An 18,310-nucleotide genomic window follows, 5' to 3' on the forward strand; every position below is an offset into this window, starting at 1 on the left:
GAGTGGTGGGTAGATGAAAATTACTAAACTGGCTATTTGTGCATTGATAATGGCTTTTGTTGTAGGGTGTAGTTCTAATAAGTCGAGTGATTCTTCCAGTGAAACGGATGGTAATTCAGGATATGGTTCTTCTGATAATAATGGGGCGGGAGTTGGTGTCGGCGTTGGTAATGGTGATCTAAACGGTTTTAATGGCATGAGTGCTGAAGAAGTTGCCGCATTACGTGCGATTACTACTTTCTATTTTAATTATGACAGCTCTGATATCCAACCGGATTCTATGCGTGCGCTTGATGTTCATGCACATGATTTAATGCAAAATGGTAAGCACATTGTTTTACAAGGTAATACCGACGAACGTGGTACACGTGAATACAATATGGCTTTAGGTGAGCGTCGTGGTAATGCAGTTAAGAATTACTTAACAATGCAAGGTGTTTCTCCTTCACAAATCGAAGTCGTTTCTTATGGTAAAGAGCGTCCTGCGGTTAGTGGCCATGATGAAGCAGCATGGGCAAAAAATCGTCGTGTAGAATTAGTATTTCAATAAAAGGTAGTGGTGTATGAAAGTGAAGTTTTTGCAGTTAGCTGTATTTGCAGTATGTAGCTTATCGTTAATAACGTTAGGGCAGACAGTAGGGCAGGGAAATGCTAATTCTTCTCTTTCAGGTCAAGCGCAAGTGTTTATGCAGCTGCAGGACATGCAGAATCAAATTAATCAGTTGCGTGGTACCGTTGAAGAACAGCAGTTACTAATTAAGCAATTACAAAAAGAAAGTTTAGACCGTTATCAGGAATTAGATAAGCGCTTGTCGAACACGAGTACCCAAACGCCTGTAAATAATACAGCGAGCGGTGGTACTAATAATGCAATTGATGCTAATGCTTCTTTGACTCCTCCAGCAGGTACTACAAAAGCAACGACACCTGCCGATCCAGAGCAAGAAAAGCTGTATTATGATGCTTCATTTAGTTTAATTCAGAAAAAGGACTATCCTAAAGCAGAGCAAGCGTTTACTGCTTTTTTAAATAAATTTCCTAATAGTCAATACGCTGGTAATGCCCAGTATTGGTTGGCGGAAGTTAATTTAGCTCAAGATAAACAACAAGAAGCCAGTATTAATTTTAATAAAGTAATTCAACAATACCCTAACCATAATAAAGTGCCTGATGCAATGTATAAGCTTGCAACAGTGCAAAATCAGTTAGGCAATAAAGCGAAAGCTAAAGAATTACTCACGCAGCTAACAACTAAGTATCCAAGTAGTTCTGCGGCTACATTGGCTAAGCGTATGCTACAAACATTAAAGTAGATGCGTTGGGATAAAGCTATTACAATTAAATAGTTTTATGTTTTTTTAATGCAACGGAGTCGGATGGCCTGTTTTGCTGTTACGACCGGAGCGTATAATGAAGTTACGTATAACAGAAGTTTTTTACTCGTTACAGGGTGAATCGCGAACTATTGGACTTCCAACGGTTTTTATTCGTTTAACGGGGTGTCCACTGCGGTGTCAGTATTGTGATACTACCTATGCTTTTAAAGGTGGTGAAATCATGGCTTTGGAAGCAATTATGGCGAAGGTTGCCTCATATAATCCACGTCATGTTTGTGTAACAGGTGGTGAGCCATTAGCTCAGCCAGATTGTATTCCCTTACTCGTTGAGTTATGTGATAAGGGTTATGAAGTATCGTTAGAGACCAGTGGTGCACTTGATATTTCTAAAACAGATACGCGTGTTAGTCGAGTTGTTGATTTTAAGACGCCTGATTCACAAGAAATGAATCGGAACTTATACGAAAATGTTGATTTTTTGACTAAAAATGATCAGGTCAAATTTGTGATTTGTTCGAAAAATGATTATGACTGGGCAAAAACAAAGTTGATTCAATATAATTTAACTGAACGAGTGAATGAAATCATTTTCTCACCCAGTTATCAACAAGTGAAAGCTCAAGCATTAGCTGATTGGATTGTAGCTGATAATTTACCTGTACGTTTTCAGTTACAGCTACATAAAATTCTTTGGAATGATGAACCGGGTCATTAATATGTCTATTGTATCTACTAAAAAAGCCGTTATATTACTTTCAGGTGGGTTAGATTCCGCCACTGTTTTAGCGATAGCTAAAGCAGAGGGCTATGAATGTTATACCATTAGCTTTGACTATGGTCAACGCCACCGCGCAGAGATAATAGCGGCAGAACAAGTTTCTAAAAAGTTTGGGGCTGTCTCTCATAAAGTCATCAGGTTAGGGTTAGATGAGATCGGCGGTTCAGCGCTGACTGATAAAACACTTGATGTTCCAGAAGCGCTCTCTGAGGGGATTCCTATTACCTATGTCCCTGCTCGAAATACAGTTTTTTTATCGCTAGCTCTTGGTTTAGCTGAGGTGTTGGAGGCTCAAGATATTTTTATTGGCGTGAATGCAATAGACTACTCGGGATATCCTGATTGTCGCCCTGAGTTTATTGAGGCTTTTGAAAAAATGGCTAATTTAGCCACTAAGTTAGGTGTTGAGGGTAAGCCTTTTCATATTCAAGCGCCACTACAAAACTTATCAAAAGCCCAAATTATCCAAAAAGGGATAGCTTGCGGTGTTGATTATGCACTGACCGTTTCTTGTTATCAGGCGAATGATGAAGGGTATGCCTGTGGCAAATGTGATAGTTGTCGTTTAAGAGCTGAAGGTTTTAGACAAGCAGGAGTTGAGGACCCAACCCGTTATATTTAAGCTAGGTAGAACCAAGTTGAAATTATTTATAATAAAAAGGAGCCTATAATTATGCAGAGTGCTTATACGGTACTCAGTTTGTTGATATTAGTTGGAATTTCACAATTAAGTTGTCGCTTGGTTCCTTTTATTCCTGTCCCAATATTGCAAATATGTTTAGGTACTATTGTTGCTTGGCCTGCTTTTGGTCTGCATGTTGAGTTTGAACCTGAGCTTTTTTTGATGCTCTTTTTACCACCGCTCTTGTTTTCTGATGGTTGGCATGTACCGAAAAGGGATTTATGGAAGTACCGATGGCCTATTCTTCTATTAGCGGTTGGTTTGGTAGTTTTTACGGTAGTTGCTGCTGGTTATTTTATTCATTTCTTAATTCCAGCTATTCCACTGCCTGCAGCTTTTGCTTTAGCCGCTATGTTGTCTCCTACGGATGCGGTAGCTGTTTCTGCCGTCACAAGAGGTAAGCTCCCCACGCCATTGATGCGACTATTGCAAGGTGAGTCATTGATGAATGATGCATCAGGTCTGGTAACTTTCCAATTTGCAATAGCGGCGGCGATTACAGGAGTTTTTTCTTTATTAGATGCCAGTGTTGCTTTTCTGATTGTGGCTTTAGGTGGTTTAGCCATAGGCGTAATCATGAGTTGGCTTTTAGGGCTATTGCGCAGTTGGATGATTAATCGAGGTTGGGATGACCCTGCTACGCATGTTATGTTTATGCTTTTATTACCCTTTGTTGCCTATGTTGTGGCTGAGCATTTACATGTATCAGGTATTTTATCAGCTGTTGCAGCGGGGATGATGCAAAGTTGGGTTGATTTACTACCCAAACAAACATCAACAAGATTATTAAATCGAAGTGTTTGGGGGCTCTTAGAGTTCGTTTTTAATGGTTTGATTTTTGTTTTATTAGGACTCCAATTGCCTAGCATTATTAAAAAAGTATTAGCCAGAACAGCGCCAGAACAACAGCTTTCTACTTTTTTATCTGAGTTGTTTGTGATTTTCCTGATTTTCTTTATTCTTGTTCTCTTGCGTTATCTTTGGATTCAAAGTAACTGGTTTGTGATGAGTAGGTTTAGGCGTCTAAGGAAAAATGTAGTCGATGTACCTAAAACAAAACATGCTGCGCTATTATTAACATTTGGTGGGGTTCGCGGTGCGGTGACTTTAGCCGGTACTTTGTCTATCCCTTTATTTATTAATGCTAAATTAGAAATTCCTTTTCCTGAAAGGGATACCATGATATTTATTGCAGTCGGTGTGATTTTATTATCATTAGTGACTGCTTGTATTTTATTGCCTATACTTTTAAGTAATGTAGAGGCAGAAGTTGATGTGTCACGTAAAAAAGAATTGCAAGATGCTCGTCGTAAAACAGCAGAAGCAGCAATTCATGCCTTAGAAATAGAAGATCTAACCAATGATCCTAAAATTTCACAGGACCCTGCGTTGGCGACCATGGTGGCTGAAGTCAAGGCAAGAATCATGGCCGAGTATCGAGAGCATTTAAATGCGTATGATAATACGGAAGAAATACAAGCCCGTGTGGAAGAGAATGACAAAATAGAAAAAACTCTCCGCTTAAGGGCATTAAGAGCTCAGCGGCTTGAACTGTATTCTTTGCGTAGACATAGGGCAATTGGCGATGATACGGTTAAGAAAGTGTTGGATGAGTTAGATATACAAGAAGCTAGTTTAGGTGGTGTGGCCTCCTCGCATTAATGGTTCAAATAGGTTGAGCAGTTTTAGCCTATTTTCTGTTGTGATGAGGTTTTGTCTTAAGAGGGTGGGTAAAGCGAATGGATCAGCAAGATTATTTTATATTATGGTCAGTGTATTTGTGTGCTGCATTTGTTTTATTGTTGGCTAGTATTTTTTTTACGGGCTTTTTGTGGCGTTTTCTTAAAGAACCTATCGTTATTATTGTTGCTATCTTATTGTTTTATCCAATTTTAATTGATCCTGAAAAGGGACAGTACGCCCCTGCAATTGCTGTCATGGCTATGGATTTCTTAATGCATGTAGGCGATCACCAAGTTGAAATAGCGAATGATTTATTTTATAAAATAGAGATGGTATTAATTGCCTATTTTATATTTGCTATTTTCATTCGTTCGCCTGTTGAGATCGTTGCTCGTAAATGGTGGCAAAGCCGTCGTAAAAAAAGCCAAGAAGATCATGCTCCAGAAGACGTAATGCAACAAGATGTTACATTACAGGCTAATGAAAAGCTCTAAAGACCAATTTATTGATTCAATGGTTGGACTCCTCAATATTATTCTTGTATAAAGGAACCATTATATTTATATAACTACGTTAGGTTTTTTATGTCTCAAAAAATAGTTGCAGATATTGTTGTTGTCGGTGGTGGTGTTGCAGGGTTATGGCTTACAGCAAGGTTACATCAAGCAGGTTATACCACCTTATTGATTGAGAATAATACATTGGGTGGAGGGCAGACGGTTAAGTCACAAGGTATTATCCATGGTGGCACAAAATATGCTCTTAATGGAGTATTAACGGGCGCATCTGAAGCTATTTCAGGCATGCCAAAACGCTGGCGTGACTGTTTAGAGGGTAATGGTGAATTAGATTTAACGGGCGCGAAGGTCTTAAGTGCTCATCATTATCTATGGTCTCCAGGTGATTTGGCAGGTAACTTAATGAGTTTTTTCGCCAGTAAAGCCATTCGAGCACGTGTTAAACAGGTTAAAAAAGAACAACTACCCCAAGCTTTACAAAATGAGCATTTTAAAGGAAAGGCATATCAATTAAATGAATTAGTTTTTGATATCCCAAGTGTTGTTGCGCGCTTAGCAGCGTTGTCAGAAAATCGTATTTTACAAGCAAGTTCATTTTCATTGGTATCCGCGACAGAAAATAAAGTTATCATCAGAGCAGATGATTTTGAAATAGAAACGCAACGCATGGTTTTATCAGCAGGGGAAGGCAATGAGTCATTGATTCAGTCATGTAACCTCTCGCAACCGGTTATGCAAAGAAGGCCTCTACACATGGTGATGGTTAAATCACCTAATATCAAACCTTTGTATGCTCATTGTTTAGGGGCAGGGGTAAAACCGCGCGTTACAATAACGACACATTATCACCAAGATGGTACCCCTGTTTGGTATGTGGGAGGGGATTTAGCCGAAGCTAGTGGTGTAGCAAGATCACCCGATGAGCAAATAGCCTTTGCTAAAAAAGAGTTAGCAAAAGTTATCCCATGGATTGATTTAACAGACGCACAATGGGCTACGTTACGCGTTAATCGCGCAGAACCCGCACAAAATAATTTAATGCGACCTGATACAGCCTTTATGACACAACATAATGCGATTACCATTGGCTGGCCTACTAAATTGGCATTAGCGCCTGATTTTGCTGATCAGTTTATTACCTATCTTAAAAAAGAGGGTATTCAACCTTTATATAATACGCCATTACCTGGTATTCCTAGACCTTTTGTTGCCACAACACCTTGGGATGAAGTATTTGTATGAAAACCTCATTACATGGCTTAGCTAGGGCATTGGGATCAACAGGAATAAGTGTCTCACCTATTGGCTTGGGAACTGTCAAAATAGGCCGTGATAAAGGGGTTAAGTATCCACAGCATTTTACTATCCCTGACGATGATGCCGTGAGGAAGCTATTAGCAACGGCGCATGAGTTAGGGATTAATACGCTTGACACGGCACCCGCTTATGGTAATAGTGAGGAGCGTTTAGGTCAGTTATTAACAAATCGTAATGAGTGGATTATTGTCAGCAAAGCCGGTGAAACTTTTGCTGATGGTGTTTCTCAATTTGATTTTACGGCAGAGCATATTACGGCATCGATTGAGCGTAGTTTAAAACGTTTAAAAACTGATTATATTGATGTGTTGCTGATTCATTCTGATGGTAATGACTTGCCCATCGCAAATGATTTGGTTTTATGGGAGCAATTAGAGACTTTAAAATCAAAAGGGCTCATTAGAGCTTTCGGTCTTTCTGGTAAAACAGTTGAAGGAGGGATAAGTGCATTACAAAAGAGTGATTGTGCTATGGTAACCTTTAACTTAAATGAGCAGAGCGAGAAGCCTGTTTTAACGTATGCAGAGCAACAAAATAAAGGTATTTTTGTTAAGAAAGCCTTAGCCAGCGGACATGTGTGTAATAATGCAGAGAGATCACCATTAGAAGAAAGTTTTGATTTGGTTTTTTCTCAGCCTGCCGTGGCATCCGCAATTATTGGGACAATTAATTTAGATCATTTAAAGCAAAATGTTGAGATTGCAGTTAATAGTTTGACACGTTAGAAAAATATTTTAAAAGGATGCCGCTTTTTTGGCATCCTTTAATTAAGTCTTTATTGCTGTTTGATACCACCTGTTGCACCCAACACGACACCAGCATTAAGAAGCCCACCTACTGATTGGGCAAGTTCCGCTGGCATAGCGATGACTTTTGCATTGTCACTGGTAGAAATAGCGGCTAGTGCATCGACATACCGAGTGGCTAGCTGGAAGTTTAGGGCTGCTTGTCCGCCATTTTCATTAATACTTGCAGAAAGCAACTGGTTTGCTTTTTGTGTACCCTCTGCTAATGAAATAGCCGCCGCAGCTTGTCTTAGTGCTGCTTCTTGTTCTGCTTCTGCTTTGAGAATGGTCGATTGTTTAATCCCTTCTGCCTCTAAAATAGCAGCTTGTTTATTCCCCGCAGCACGTGTTTCAATTGCTTTACGCTCACGTTCAGCAGCTGCTTGTTGTTCCATTGCTGTTTGCATTGATTGAGAGGGCGCAATGTCTTGTATTTCGATTGAGCGAAGGATAAGCCCCCAGTCAGTCATTTGGTCAGACATAACACTTAAAAGCTCAGCTTTGATAACGTCTCGAGAAGAAAGACTTTCATCTAGCTCCATTTTACCAATGGTCGCCCGTAAAGAGGTCATGCCAAGGCTAACTGTTGCAATTTGGTAGTTTTCAACACCATAAGCCGCTTTTTGTGGATCGGCTACTTTAACAAAGCAGATAGCATTAACGCTTACTACAGCATTGTCTTTAGTAATAACATCTTGGCTAGGAATACTAAATAGCTGATCTTTATTGGATAACTTATAAGCGATTTTATCAAGGTAAGGAATAACAATATTAAGACCAGCCCCTAGGGTTGTTCTATATTTTCCCAAACGTTCAACGATCCACTGTTGCCCTTGTGGAACAATACGAACCCCTTTGTATAAGGTGACAATAACAGCCGCCAATATAAAGATAATAGCAGTTAAACCAGAACCCATAAACACCTCTTTTACAATTAAAAATTACGATTTTTTTTCATAGTCAACACGTACCAGTGTTGCGTTAATTTGCTCTTTTATGATGACTCGAGTATCAGCAGCAATTGGCTGATTTGCAATACATTGCCATTGTGTGGCGCCGCCAACAGGCTTTTGTAATAAAACCGTACCGCTATTTTCCGTATCACAAGATTTGGCCAGTACGCCAATTTGGCCGACCAGTTGGTCATCTATTGCTTGTAAGGGAGCATCTGGTTTTGAGAATTTGACCCACAGTACACCACAAACAATCATAGCAATAATCCAGCTAATAATTTGTATTTCAACAGATATTTCTGGCTTGATAAGTGATATTGCAGCAGGTAGTAATGCTGCTATGGCCATCCATAATCCAAAGAAAGTGCTGGTAAAAAGTTCTATAAAAAGGAAAATGACACCAATAATGATCCATATCCACCAAATACTGTTTATTTCCATCCATTTCTCCAGAATAAACACTTAATAATATGATTTCTCTCTATTATGTATTAAATAACAACGGTTATCTATCACATTTCAAATAAGCTATTTTATTTGAGTAGTTCTTTCCCTAAAAGTCTGGAGCCTACATCATTTAAATGCCCATTATCGCGGTATAAAGGGATGTTGTTTATGATAGGGGTACATTTATTGTTTTTACAGATTATGCGGTTAGGATCAATAGACGAGATTTGTGGATATAAGTCTTTTATTTCACTCCAGTAGTCCGTAAGTACTGGTTGTTTTACAATGCAAGAAATTTGGCGATTGAAAATGAGCTGTCTATTTGGGCAAGTAGCTGCATGATCAATGGTTGGATTATTTTATTTATCATTACAAGGTGCTTAAAACTTAAGATATAACAAAGAGTCATACTATCATTTAGTAAAGATTTAAGCCTATTTTTATGCGTCCATCAGTAAGACGGTTATCCTTATTCTTCGTAAAGATGATGTACATCAAGTTTTTAAATAAGGATATAAAATACCATATATTGTATGTTATTTTTATATTTTTACTATATATAGGTATTTCCATGAATGAGCAGCAGTTCAGACTTCCCAGTAATATTCGTAAACGTGATGGGCATATTGCTATTTTTGATGCTGAAAAAATAGAGCATGCTATCGCGAAAGCGGGACAAGCAACGGGGGAGTTTAAAGCAGAACAAGCTACTCAATTAACGGGCAAAGTATTGGAAAAAATTGCAGGTAATGATTTATTAAATATTGAAACGGTACAAGATTACGTTGAACGTATATTAATGGAAGCAGGGTATTTTAATACAATGCGCGCTTATATTGTATACCGTGAACAACACAACCGTTTAAGACAAGATCATAAAACTCTCATTGATGTTTCTGCTTCAATGAATGAGTATTTAAACCGTGAAGACTGGCGTGTTAGAGCAAATGCAAACCAAGGGTATTCATTGGGCGGTTTGATTTTAAATGTTTCAGGTAAAATTACTGCAAATTATTGGTTAGACGAAGTGTATGCTCCTGAAATAGGTGATGCTCATCGCGTAGGTGATTTGCACATCCATGACCTTGATATGTTAGCAGGGTATTGTGCGGGTTGGTCACTACGCACTCTATTATTTGAAGGTTTTAACGGTGTGCCAGGGCGTGTTGAGGCAGCTCCTCCTAAACATTTATCGAGTGCTTTGGGGCAAATGGTAAATTTCTTAGGGACGTTACAAAATGAATGGGCTGGTGCACAAGCCTTTAGTAGTTTTGATACCTACCTTGCTGCTTTTATTCGTAAAGATAATCTAACCTACGAGCGTGTCCGTCAATCGATTCAAGAGTTTATTTATAATTTGAATGTGCCTTCACGTTGGGGGACGCAAACACCTTTTACGAATTTAACGTTTGATTGGGTATGCCCTGAAGATCTGCGTGAGCAAGTGCCTATTGTGGGCGGTGAAGAAATGCCATTTACTTATGGTGATCTACAAGTAGAAATGGACATGATTAACCGCGCATATATTGAGGTGATGCAGGAAGGCGATGCTTATGGTCGGATTTTTACCTTCCCCATTCCTACCTATAATATCACTCATGATTTCCCTTGGGAAAGTGAGAATGCAACACGTTTGTTTGAAATGACTGCCCGTTATGGCTTGCCTTATTTCCAAAACTTTTTGAACTCTGACCTTGCACCTAACTTAGTTCGTTCTATGTGTTGTCGTTTACAGTTAGATGTTCGTGAGTTATTAAAACGTGGTAATGGCCTATTTGGTTCAGCAGAGCAAACAGGCTCGTTAGGCGTAGTAACTTTAAACTGTGCACGTTTAGGGCACTTATATAAAGGCAATAAAAAAGCGCTTTATCAACGCTTAGATGAATTATTAAACTTAGCAAAAGATAGTCTAGAAGTTAAACGTAAGGTCATTCAACGACACATGGATAATGGCTTGTATCCTTATACAAAACGTTATTTAGGCACATTACGTAATCATTTCTCAACTATTGGTGTCAATGGTATTCATGAGATGATTCGTAATTTTACAGATGACCAAGAAGGGATTCATACAGCTCAAGGCCACCAGTTTGCGATTGAATTCTTGGATCATGTACGTGCTAAATTGGTTGAATTCCAAGAGCAAACGACCCATTTATATAATTTAGAGGCAACGCCTGCTGAAGGGACAACGTATCGTTTTGCAAAAGAAGATAGAAAACGCTTCCCTGATATTTTACAGGCGGGGGAAGGTGAGGGCAGTTATTATACCAACTCTTCTCAACTCCCTGTAGGCTTTACCGATGATCCTTTCCAGGCCTTAGAAATGCAAGATGATCTGCAAACTAAATATACTGGCGGTACAGTGTTGCATTTGTATATGGCAGAGCAAATTTCTTCGGCACAAGCGTGTAAGCGTTTGGTACGTAATGCATTATCTAAATTCAGATTACCTTATTTAACGGTAACACCAACCTTTTCAATTTGTCCTACCCATGGTTATTTGGCAGGTGAGCATGAGTATTGTCCAAAATGTGATGAGGCATTATTACAGCAACAAAGCGCACAGGTTACTAAAGATTGTAGTAACTGTTAATTATTTTTTATGTAATAGAAGTGAGAAAATACAATGATGAAGCAACAATTACCTGAAAACCAAAGACAACGTTGTGAAGTATGGACACGTGTAATGGGGTATCACCGTCCTGTGAGTGCGTTTAACCTTGGTAAGCAATCAGAACATAAAGAACGTCAGCATTTTTCTGAGCAAACAATGACCAAGCATTGTTCGCAATAGTTTATTGGGATAACTTGTAGGAGTCATTATGAGCACTTTCGCCCATCTCTCAGAAACGACTTGTAATGCTCCTATCAAGTTATATCCTCTTTTACGTATTGGCGGTTTTGTTCCTCTAACTACGTTGGATTATCCTGACCATTTATCTTGTGTTATTTTTTGCCAAGGTTGTGCATGGCGGTGTCGTTATTGCCACAACAGTGATCTAATTCCTGCGCGAGCAGATAATGAGTTAGCATGGGATAGTATTATCAGTTTCTTAGAGCGGCGCCAAGGTTTATTGGAAGGGGTTGTATTCAGTGGAGGCGAGCCTACATTGCAACGAGGATTATTAAAAGCCATAGAGCAAGTGAAATCCATGGGATATTTAGTTGGATTACACAGCGCAGGCATTAATCCTAGGCAATTTAAACAGATTGTTAATATAGTCGATTGGGTTGGTTTTGATATTAAAGCGTTACCAGAAGATCATCAAAATACGACCTGTGTTGCAGGGAGCGGTGATGCTAACTGGTTAAGTTTGCAGTACTTATTAGATAGTCAAACGGATTACGAAGTACGCACAACCGTGCATTGGCATTTGATGTCTGTTGAGCAATTAAAGCAAATAGGCGATCGGCTACGTGCTAAAGGGGTTGAACGATTTGTTGTTCAATTAGCAAGAAGCCAACGTGTTCTAGATAAAGACTTACCTGCTGTTTATCTCAGAGCCGACCAAAAAGCCTTGTGGGACTACTTTCAAGCATTATTTCCAACATTCATTTTACGAGATGCTTAAGAACATTTCGTTTAAATACTGAACAATTCCTTAACCATTGTAGATTGTATTTATACAGTAGGCGAACAAAATGCATTTTATTCTTTCTAAGAATACTCACAGTATTTTTAATAAGGAAATAAAAATGAAATTAAATGCTTGCTTATTGTTTGTCTCTCTTGTCTCTGTCAATTATGCTATTGCTAATGATCAATGGGGATATCAAGGTAATATTTCCCCTGAACATTGGGGTGAGATTTCAAAAGATTTCTCTGCATGTAAAGCGGGTAAACATCAGTCCCCCATTAATATTGCCACTTCTAAAAAATTACATCACCATGAATTAAGTTTTCATTACGATTTAACTGCCGAAGAGTTAGTCAATAATGGTCATACTGTTCAGATTAATGTAAACAGTGATAATGATTATTTAATCTATAAAAATGATAAATATTATTTAAAACAATTCCATTTTCATACCCCAAGTGAAAATCAAATACATGGTAAGTCCTACCCATTAGAAGTTCATTTTGTCCATGCTAATAAAGAAGGTAAACTATTAGTATTGGCTGTTATGGCTAATGAAGGCAAAGCGAATCAAGAGTTAGCCAAAGCATGGAGTGTTGTATCGGATAAGCAGAACCAAGCAGTTGCAGTAAAAGATACATTTGATATCAGTAAATTTATTCCTGCTGATCATGGGTATTATCATTTTGAAGGCTCATTGACAACACCCCCTTGCACAGAAGATGTTAATTGGCTTATTTTAAAAACCCCTGTGGAAGTGTCTAAAGAGCAAATAGCAAAGTTTGCAGCATTATTAAAAGACCACCATAACAATAGACCCATTCAACCAATCAATGACAGAGAAGTTGATGAAGAGTAGTGGGGTATAAAATTAAAGCGTCTATTAAAAAGTAGGCGCTTTTTTATGAGTGGCTGTTTATAATCTAATGATGACTGAGATAGATACCCCTAGATTACTTTTGAGACAATGGCAAGACAGTGACTATCAACCATTCGCTCGCTTAAATGCTGACGTTGATGTGATGGCTCATTTTCCTACAGCGTTAGATAAAGATGCCAGTAATCAAATGGCGAATAAATGCCGACAATTGATTAATGATAATGGTTGGGGATTTTGGGCGGTAGAGTTAAAAGAAAATAGGGCGTTTATTGGTTTTGTTGGTTTGCATAGGCCAACCATAACGTTACCCTTTTCCCCTTGTGTTGAGGTGGGCTGGCGCTTAGCAAAGGCTTATTGGGGTAAGGGGTTGGCAACGGAAGCAGCTAGAGAAGCATTGGCGTTTGGCTTTATGACATTGGGTTTGGATGAAATTGTTTCTTTTACAGCGACATCTAATAAACAATCAGAAGCTGTTATGAAACGGTTACATATGGATTATAAAGGTCTTTTTGAACATCCTTCTTTAGCTAAAGATTCGCCTTTGTTGAAGCATCATTTATACGGTCTCACTAAAGCGAAATGGCTTAGTTTAAAATAACCTGTTTGGCCCCTCTCACACTATTAATAAACAGTATTTGCTCTGCATTTAAAACATCTTCTTTGTACAAAACTTGTTCATGGATAAAACCGTTATTTAACAAGTATTGCCGTAATGTACCTGCTAAAAGTCCTGAGTGAATGGGAGGTGTTAGCCATTGTCCTTTGCTTAAAATAACCACGTTGCCATTAACGAACTCCGTCACTTGCCCCTGTTCGTTAGTTAATAAATAGTCTTGGTTTGGTTGGGTTAGTGCAGGGTAAAATTCTCGGCGCGTTGTTTTATGATATAACAGGGTATTTGAGCTGTTGACTGCGTGTTCACACCATTGGGCTTGTAGTGGTTGTTCACTAAATACAATAGGCACTGCTTCGCAATCAATCTCACCTTTATTATTAAGCAATAACCTAACTTTATAGGTTCCTAATGGATATTGATTTGCTAGTGAGTTAAGGTGATGTTTGAGTTGGATGTAGTTAAATACAAAGTTAAAGTAATGAGCTGAGTTCTTTAAGCGTTGTAAATGTAAGGCTCGTAAAAAAAACTTTCCTTCTATTAATAATAAGCTTTCTAATAATTGGTCGGGGAGGTGGTTAGTGGTAAGTACTTTAGTTTTAGCGAGTACTTCTTGGTATTCGTTACCGACGGTTGAGTTCCAAGTAATACCCCCACCCACACCATAGCATGCTTGTTGTGTTGTCTTATTGACGGAGATAGTTCTGATAGCGACATTAAACGTTGCTTCATGGCTTGGTGTCATAAATCCTATAGCACCACAGTAGGCTTCTCTTGGAGTTTTTTCTAACCGAGTAATCACCTGCATAGCACTAGCTTTAGGTGCACCTGTAATAGAACCACAAGGAAACAGTGCCTTGAATACATCAAGTAAAGTGGTATTAGGTTTTGTTTCAGCCGTAATGGTTGATGTCATCTGCAAAACAGTGGGGTACTTCTCAATGGTAAAAAGCGCGGGGACTTTAACGGTGTTGAGGATGGCTATTTTGCTGATATCATTGCGCAGCAAATCAACAATCATTAGATTTTCTGCTTGGTCTTTTGCTGAACTTGCTAAGGTATCTGCTTGTTGTTTATCTTCCGATAAGGTTTTACCCCGAGCGATTGTCCCCTTCATTGGTTTAGTGGTAATGACTCCATTTTTCCAATGAAAGAATAGTTCTGGTGAAGCAGAGAGTAATTGGAAATGTTCAGTATCTAAATAAGCACAGTAGTTGGCTTGTTGGGCATGACAAATTTGTTTGTAGTAAGCATAACTTTGCTCTACGGGTAATCTTGCATTTAAACGAAGCGTGTAATTGACTTGATAAACATTGCCTTGAGCTATTTCATCTTGTATTGACTCTATGGATTGCTGATAGGTGAGTGGGTTAGTATCTATCTGCCAGTCAGGTACTGCTTGTAAAGGTTGGTTTTGTTTAAGAGGTATTTCTGTTGGTTTATCAAAAACACCAAACCATACCAACGGCATGTCACCCGTTTGATGAGTGGATAAATAATTGGTAAATGCTGAAGCTGCCTCGTAAGCAACATAGCCTGCAATATAAAAGCCATCATCCACTGCTTGCTGCAGTTGATGAAAGCAGTCAATAACTTCATCTAAATGATAAGCTTCTATAATCTTTAAAGGATGACAGAAGCCGATAGGTTGGCCGTTAAAATCAAATGCAAGGTGTATCAAGGATAAACCTATATTTCTAATGTCCAGTTGTAATCAATGGTCAATGGCGCATGTTGTGAAAAACGTGGCTGGCGCGATAAGTCGAAGTCTCTAACAATACGACGAAGTCCAGGGGTTAATAGTTGATAGTCAAAACGCCAACCCATGTTTAATACTTCCGCTTGTTCGCTTTCTGGCCACCAAGTAAATAGATTAGTTTCGCGCGTCAGTTCACGCATGGCATCAACATAACCAAGGTCAGCAAAAACATCGTCTAGCCAAATACGTTCATCGGTTAAGAAACCTGGAAGCGCTTGGCATTCACGCCAGTTTTTTACGTCTAATTTTTGATAAGCGATATAAAGAGACGCACAATAAATATATTCACGGCGTTTGCGACGTTGTTTGATAAGGTATTCAGTAAAATTTTCCATGAATGAAAACTTTTCATCCAGTTGTTTTTCACTTTCTTGACCTGTTGGGAATAATAAAGAAGAGATACTGATCTTATCAAAATCTAATTGTAAATAGCGACCGAAGTGATCTGCCTCGGGAAAACCTAAGCCAAAAATAATTGCTTTGGGCTGTAAGCGAGAATAAATAGCAACGCCTCCTTTTTCAGGTTCAAACGAATCGCAACTAAAAAGGTTAAAGCCCGGTAGTTGAAATTCGGGTGCTTCTATTTCTTGATTTGTAATACGAGTATCTTGTAAGCAGATAACATCAGCCGACTGATTCGCCAACCAATCAAATAAACCTAAATTTGCCGCTTTTTTAATGCCATTAACATTAACGCTCACAACACGCATAATACGAAAACCTCTTTACAAACTAGGGCCTATCATACTCTAGTTTGATTATTTTTTTAATCAATTTGTTTAAACAATTATAACTACACGTATCTGAGTTAGTTAAATAGCTTTTATTAAAATTGAAGTTAAAGATAATTAATAGATAGTTTTGCATTTTACAACAAAAAAAATCTTTTTGTAGCTGAGACGCATCAAGATAATCTTCATAATTTGTACTGTGTACCTTAATAAAAGTTGTGTTTAAGCGGTGTTCTATCTATTTTTAATATTAATTAAGCGAGAAGATTTGTATAATTATCATTAAAATAGGCTTATTACATAATTAGATTCAGTATTTAGGTGATGCATGCAAGATTATCAGCGGGATTTTATTAAATTTGCAATTGAACAGGGTGTTTTACGCTTTGGTGAGTTCACATTAAAGTCAGGACGTGTGAGTCCTTATTTTTTTAACGCAGGACTTTTTAATTCAGGCGCTGCTATTTCGCGTTTAGGGCAGTTTTATGCGGCGGCAATTGTTGAGAGTGGATTAGAGTTTGATGTGTTATTTGGCCCTGCTTATAAAGGTGTTCCCCTCGCTGTAGCAACCGCTATTTCTCTGGCTGAGGACTATGAGCAAGATTACCCATGGTGTTTTAATCGTAAAGAAGCTAAAGACCATGGTGAGGGTGGCGTATTGGTCGGTTCTGCGTTAAAGGGTGATGTGTTGTTAATTGATGATGTGATCACCGCCGGTACAGCGATACGTGAAGTGATGCAGATTATAAGAAATGAGAAAGCAGTCACTGCAGGCGTCATCATTGCATTAGATAGACAAGAGCGCGGTCAAGGAACCTTGTCAGCTATTCAAGAAATTGAAGATGAGTTTAGAATGCCCGTATTAAGTATTGTGACACTGGATATGATTTTAGAGTATTTAAGTGAAGACCAAGCGTTAAATGAATATTTGCCAGCTGTTAAGCAGTATCGTAAAGAATATGAGGTCTAGTGAAAGCAAGAAAAGGGATAAATATCCCTTTTTTAGAAATTTCTATAAGTAGTTTGTTTTTAAGTATTAGCATGCTTCAAGATGTTTTTTTGCTCTAGTGCAATGAAAGCATCTATCATGCTATTAAAAACAGCAGTAGCCACATTTGTATCGAGTCCTAGTTGCGCAGCCTCTTGAGTTATTTTTTCAATTATTTGCGCACGACGAGCAGGCGCAGGGGCTTCGCTAATATCCTTTTTTAATTGGGCGGCACGTTCAACATATTTTTGTCTTTTGGCCAGTAGTGCAAGTATGGAGTTATTAATTAAATCTATTTGATAACGGACGTCTGCTAAATTTTGACATTCATCTGCTTGCATAAGCTTAATCCCTTTTTTAAACAGGTCGTAGATATTCTTTTAGTTGAATACCTGTGTTAAATCTATAACCAAAATATAACGATTTATTAGCGTATTGTGTGTGGATACTTAGATGGGTATCTAAGTTGCACAACACTAACGTGAAATGAAGTGTTGTGCAAAAAGCTAAATTACATAAATGTAAAGAGTTGCTTCTCATCTAAACGAGACTTAGGTAATTTGCTGTTGAAGTCTTCATCAGCATGATAACCTAAGCTCGCGATAACGACACTGGATAAGCCTTTACTCTTTAATCCTAAGATTTCATCAAGTTTAGCTGGGTCGAATCCTTCGATGGGTGTAGAGTCAATGCCTAAACAAGCAGCACCTAGTAGTAAGTTACCAAGTGCAATATAGACTTGTTTAGATTCCCAGTTAAATTGATCGTGAGGTGTTTTGCTGTTTAAACCAACAAAATAATGGCGTCCATCGTCATTGGCTTGTTTGATTTCTGCCGTAGCAAAGCGCCCATCTTTCTCTTCTTGGTCTAAAATGGCTTTCATGTGCTCTTCTGAGAGATCTGTTTTTGCGCAAAAAACGACAACATGTGAGGCATCAGTAATACGCCCATGGTTAAACTCACTAACACCCGGTAAAATCTTTTGTTTTGCTTCTGTTGAGCTGATAACAAAAAAGTGCCAAGGTTGTGAGTTAACAGAGGAGGGACTGTCTCGTAAAATATTACAAAGTTGTTTGATGTGTTGTTCTGATATTTTTTTACTGCTATTGTATTTTTTTGTCGTAAAGCGTTTAGCCGCAATTTCATCAATATTCATTTTTATCTCCCAATCCTTAAAACTTTAAAATTTAGCCTTTTATTATAACAGCCAATTCAATAGTCAATTAATTAACAGTGTGATTAAATTTTACAAAGATGA

Annotated in this window: 19 protein-coding genes and 1 pseudogene; 13 read left to right on the top strand and 7 right to left on the bottom strand. The window is 38.4% G+C overall.

The genetic code is table 11. The features are described 5' to 3' along the window. The first annotated feature begins 13 nt into the window (after positions 1-13). The 8 genes from pal to DM558_RS14430 all read left to right on the top strand — a co-directional run bounded on the left by pal (position 14) and on the right by DM558_RS14430 (position 7,040). The gene (pal, locus tag DM558_RS14395) at positions 14-550 is read left to right on the top strand and encodes a peptidoglycan-associated lipoprotein Pal (protein ID WP_127164576.1); all 537 of its coding nucleotides are present in this window, start codon (positions 14-16) and stop codon (positions 548-550) included. A 13-nt stretch (positions 551-563) separates the two neighbouring features. Next, positions 564-1,313 (top strand): tol-pal system protein YbgF, encoded by a 750-nt coding sequence (gene ybgF / locus DM558_RS14400; RefSeq protein WP_127164577.1) that lies wholly within the window; start codon positions 564-566, stop codon positions 1,311-1,313. A gap of 97 nt (positions 1,314-1,410) precedes the next feature. After that, a complete protein-coding gene (gene queE, locus DM558_RS14405) occupies positions 1,411-2,052 on the top strand; it encodes a 7-carboxy-7-deazaguanine synthase QueE (RefSeq protein ID WP_127164578.1) in 642 nt (213 codons plus the stop codon). A gap of 1 nt (position 2,053) precedes the next feature. After that, positions 2,054-2,737 carry a 7-cyano-7-deazaguanine synthase QueC gene (gene queC, locus DM558_RS14410; protein WP_127164579.1) on the top strand — a complete coding sequence of 228 codons (684 nt, stop codon included), beginning with the start codon at positions 2,054-2,056 and terminating at the stop codon, positions 2,735-2,737. A 51-nt stretch (positions 2,738-2,788) separates the two neighbouring features. Then, positions 2,789-4,459, top strand: coding sequence for a Na+/H+ antiporter (locus DM558_RS14415; protein WP_127164580.1), 1,671 nt, complete (start codon positions 2,789-2,791; stop codon positions 4,457-4,459). 77 nt (positions 4,460-4,536) lie between these two features. After that, complete coding sequence (locus tag DM558_RS14420) at positions 4,537-4,974, top strand: hypothetical protein (RefSeq protein WP_127164581.1); 438 nt, start codon at positions 4,537-4,539, stop codon at positions 4,972-4,974. A gap of 90 nt (positions 4,975-5,064) precedes the next feature. Next, on the top strand, positions 5,065-6,240 hold the full coding sequence (locus tag DM558_RS14425; protein WP_127164582.1) for an FAD-dependent oxidoreductase: 1,176 nt from the start codon (positions 5,065-5,067) through the stop codon (positions 6,238-6,240). Then, positions 6,237-7,040 carry an aldo/keto reductase gene (locus tag DM558_RS14430; protein ID WP_127164583.1) on the top strand — a complete coding sequence of 268 codons (804 nt, stop codon included), beginning with the start codon at positions 6,237-6,239 and terminating at the stop codon, positions 7,038-7,040. The genes DM558_RS14425 and DM558_RS14430 overlap by 4 nt, the downstream gene beginning before the upstream one ends. A 50-nt stretch (positions 7,041-7,090) precedes the next feature. Here the strand turns inward: DM558_RS14430 and DM558_RS14435 are convergent, their stop codons facing one another. The 3 genes from DM558_RS14435 to DM558_RS16090 all read right to left on the bottom strand — a co-directional run bounded on the left by DM558_RS14435 (position 7,091) and on the right by DM558_RS16090 (position 8,847). Next, positions 7,091-8,017, bottom strand: a complete 927-nt coding sequence (locus DM558_RS14435) for an SPFH domain-containing protein (protein ID WP_127164584.1) — start codon at positions 8,015-8,017, stop codon at positions 7,091-7,093. 24 nt (positions 8,018-8,041) lie between these two features. After that, positions 8,042-8,494, bottom strand: coding sequence for an NfeD family protein (locus DM558_RS14440; RefSeq protein ID WP_127164585.1), 453 nt, complete (start codon positions 8,492-8,494; stop codon positions 8,042-8,044). A gap of 92 nt (positions 8,495-8,586) precedes the next feature. Next, positions 8,587-8,847 carry an SGNH hydrolase domain-containing protein gene (locus DM558_RS16090; protein ID WP_407644324.1) on the bottom strand — a complete coding sequence of 87 codons (261 nt, stop codon included), beginning with the start codon at positions 8,845-8,847 and terminating at the stop codon, positions 8,587-8,589. A gap of 224 nt (positions 8,848-9,071) precedes the next feature. Between DM558_RS16090 and DM558_RS14445 the strand changes: the two are divergent. The 4 genes and pseudogenes from DM558_RS14445 to DM558_RS14465 all read left to right on the top strand — a co-directional run. Further along, a pseudogene (locus DM558_RS14445) lies at positions 9,072-11,267 on the top strand (ribonucleoside triphosphate reductase); the annotation flags it as partial. A 58-nt stretch (positions 11,268-11,325) separates the two neighbouring features. Then, positions 11,326-12,075, top strand: coding sequence for an anaerobic ribonucleoside-triphosphate reductase activating protein (locus DM558_RS14455; RefSeq protein WP_127164587.1), 750 nt, complete (start codon positions 11,326-11,328; stop codon positions 12,073-12,075). Positions 12,076-12,199: 124 nt separating this feature from the next. Next, complete coding sequence (locus DM558_RS14460; protein WP_164731471.1) at positions 12,200-12,940, top strand: carbonic anhydrase; 741 nt, start codon at positions 12,200-12,202, stop codon at positions 12,938-12,940. 49 nt (positions 12,941-12,989) lie between these two features. Beyond that, the gene (locus tag DM558_RS14465; protein ID WP_323368263.1) at positions 12,990-13,559 is read left to right on the top strand and encodes a GNAT family N-acetyltransferase; all 570 of its coding nucleotides are present in this window, start codon (positions 12,990-12,992) and stop codon (positions 13,557-13,559) included. On the opposite strand, the gene pabB is transcribed toward DM558_RS14465, so the two are convergent. Beyond that, the gene (gene pabB / locus DM558_RS14470) at positions 13,546-15,255 is read right to left on the bottom strand and encodes an aminodeoxychorismate synthase component I (RefSeq protein ID WP_127164589.1); all 1,710 of its coding nucleotides are present in this window, start codon (positions 15,253-15,255) and stop codon (positions 13,546-13,548) included. The genes DM558_RS14465 and pabB overlap by 14 nt on opposite strands. 8 nt (positions 15,256-15,263) lie before the next feature. Then, entirely contained in the window at positions 15,264-16,043 is a 780-nt protein-coding gene (locus DM558_RS14475; protein ID WP_127164590.1) for an exodeoxyribonuclease III, read from the bottom strand. 349 nt (positions 16,044-16,392) lie between these two features. Here DM558_RS14475 and pyrE point away from each other — a divergent pair, with 349 nt between their 5' ends. Continuing rightward, positions 16,393-17,034 carry an orotate phosphoribosyltransferase gene (pyrE, locus tag DM558_RS14480; RefSeq protein ID WP_127164591.1) on the top strand — a complete coding sequence of 214 codons (642 nt, stop codon included), beginning with the start codon at positions 16,393-16,395 and terminating at the stop codon, positions 17,032-17,034. A gap of 59 nt (positions 17,035-17,093) precedes the next feature. Here the strand turns inward: pyrE and DM558_RS14485 are convergent, their stop codons facing one another. Together DM558_RS14485 and nfsB are read right to left on the bottom strand one after the other, a co-directional pair. Further along, on the bottom strand, positions 17,094-17,393 hold the full coding sequence (locus tag DM558_RS14485; protein ID WP_109703864.1) for a chorismate mutase: 300 nt from the start codon (positions 17,391-17,393) through the stop codon (positions 17,094-17,096). A 170-nt stretch (positions 17,394-17,563) separates the two neighbouring features. Further along, complete coding sequence (nfsB, locus tag DM558_RS14490) at positions 17,564-18,208, bottom strand: oxygen-insensitive NAD(P)H nitroreductase (protein ID WP_127164592.1); 645 nt, start codon at positions 18,206-18,208, stop codon at positions 17,564-17,566. Positions 18,209-18,310: the final 102 nt, after the last annotated feature.

It is taken from the genome of Entomomonas moraniae, from assembly GCF_003991975.1.
Lineage (GTDB): Bacteria > Pseudomonadota > Gammaproteobacteria > Pseudomonadales > Pseudomonadaceae > Entomomonas > Entomomonas moraniae.

Coding starts and splice junctions, on each gene's coding strand:
- pal (WP_127164576.1), top strand. CDS start 14: ATGAAAATTACTAAACTGGCTATTTGTGCATTGATAATGGCTTTTGTT.
- ybgF (WP_127164577.1), top strand. CDS start 564: ATGAAAGTGAAGTTTTTGCAGTTAGCTGTATTTGCAGTATGTAGCTTA.
- queE (WP_127164578.1), top strand. CDS start 1,411: ATGAAGTTACGTATAACAGAAGTTTTTTACTCGTTACAGGGTGAATCG.
- queC (WP_127164579.1), top strand. CDS start 2,054: ATGTCTATTGTATCTACTAAAAAAGCCGTTATATTACTTTCAGGTGGG.
- DM558_RS14415 (WP_127164580.1), top strand. CDS start 2,789: ATGCAGAGTGCTTATACGGTACTCAGTTTGTTGATATTAGTTGGAATT.
- DM558_RS14420 (WP_127164581.1), top strand. CDS start 4,537: ATGGATCAGCAAGATTATTTTATATTATGGTCAGTGTATTTGTGTGCT.
- DM558_RS14425 (WP_127164582.1), top strand. CDS start 5,065: ATGTCTCAAAAAATAGTTGCAGATATTGTTGTTGTCGGTGGTGGTGTT.
- DM558_RS14430 (WP_127164583.1), top strand. CDS start 6,237: ATGAAAACCTCATTACATGGCTTAGCTAGGGCATTGGGATCAACAGGA.
- DM558_RS14435 (WP_127164584.1), bottom strand. CDS start 8,017: ATGGGTTCTGGTTTAACTGCTATTATCTTTATATTGGCGGCTGTTATT.
- DM558_RS14440 (WP_127164585.1), bottom strand. CDS start 8,494: ATGGAAATAAACAGTATTTGGTGGATATGGATCATTATTGGTGTCATT.
- DM558_RS14455 (WP_127164587.1), top strand. CDS start 11,326: ATGAGCACTTTCGCCCATCTCTCAGAAACGACTTGTAATGCTCCTATC.
- DM558_RS14460 (WP_164731471.1), top strand. CDS start 12,200: ATGAAATTAAATGCTTGCTTATTGTTTGTCTCTCTTGTCTCTGTCAAT.
- DM558_RS14475 (WP_127164590.1), bottom strand. CDS start 16,043: ATGCGTGTTGTGAGCGTTAATGTTAATGGCATTAAAAAAGCGGCAAAT.
- pyrE (WP_127164591.1), top strand. CDS start 16,393: ATGCAAGATTATCAGCGGGATTTTATTAAATTTGCAATTGAACAGGGT.
- DM558_RS14485 (WP_109703864.1), bottom strand. CDS start 17,393: ATGCAAGCAGATGAATGTCAAAATTTAGCAGACGTCCGTTATCAAATA.
- nfsB (WP_127164592.1), bottom strand. CDS start 18,208: ATGAATATTGATGAAATTGCGGCTAAACGCTTTACGACAAAAAAATAC.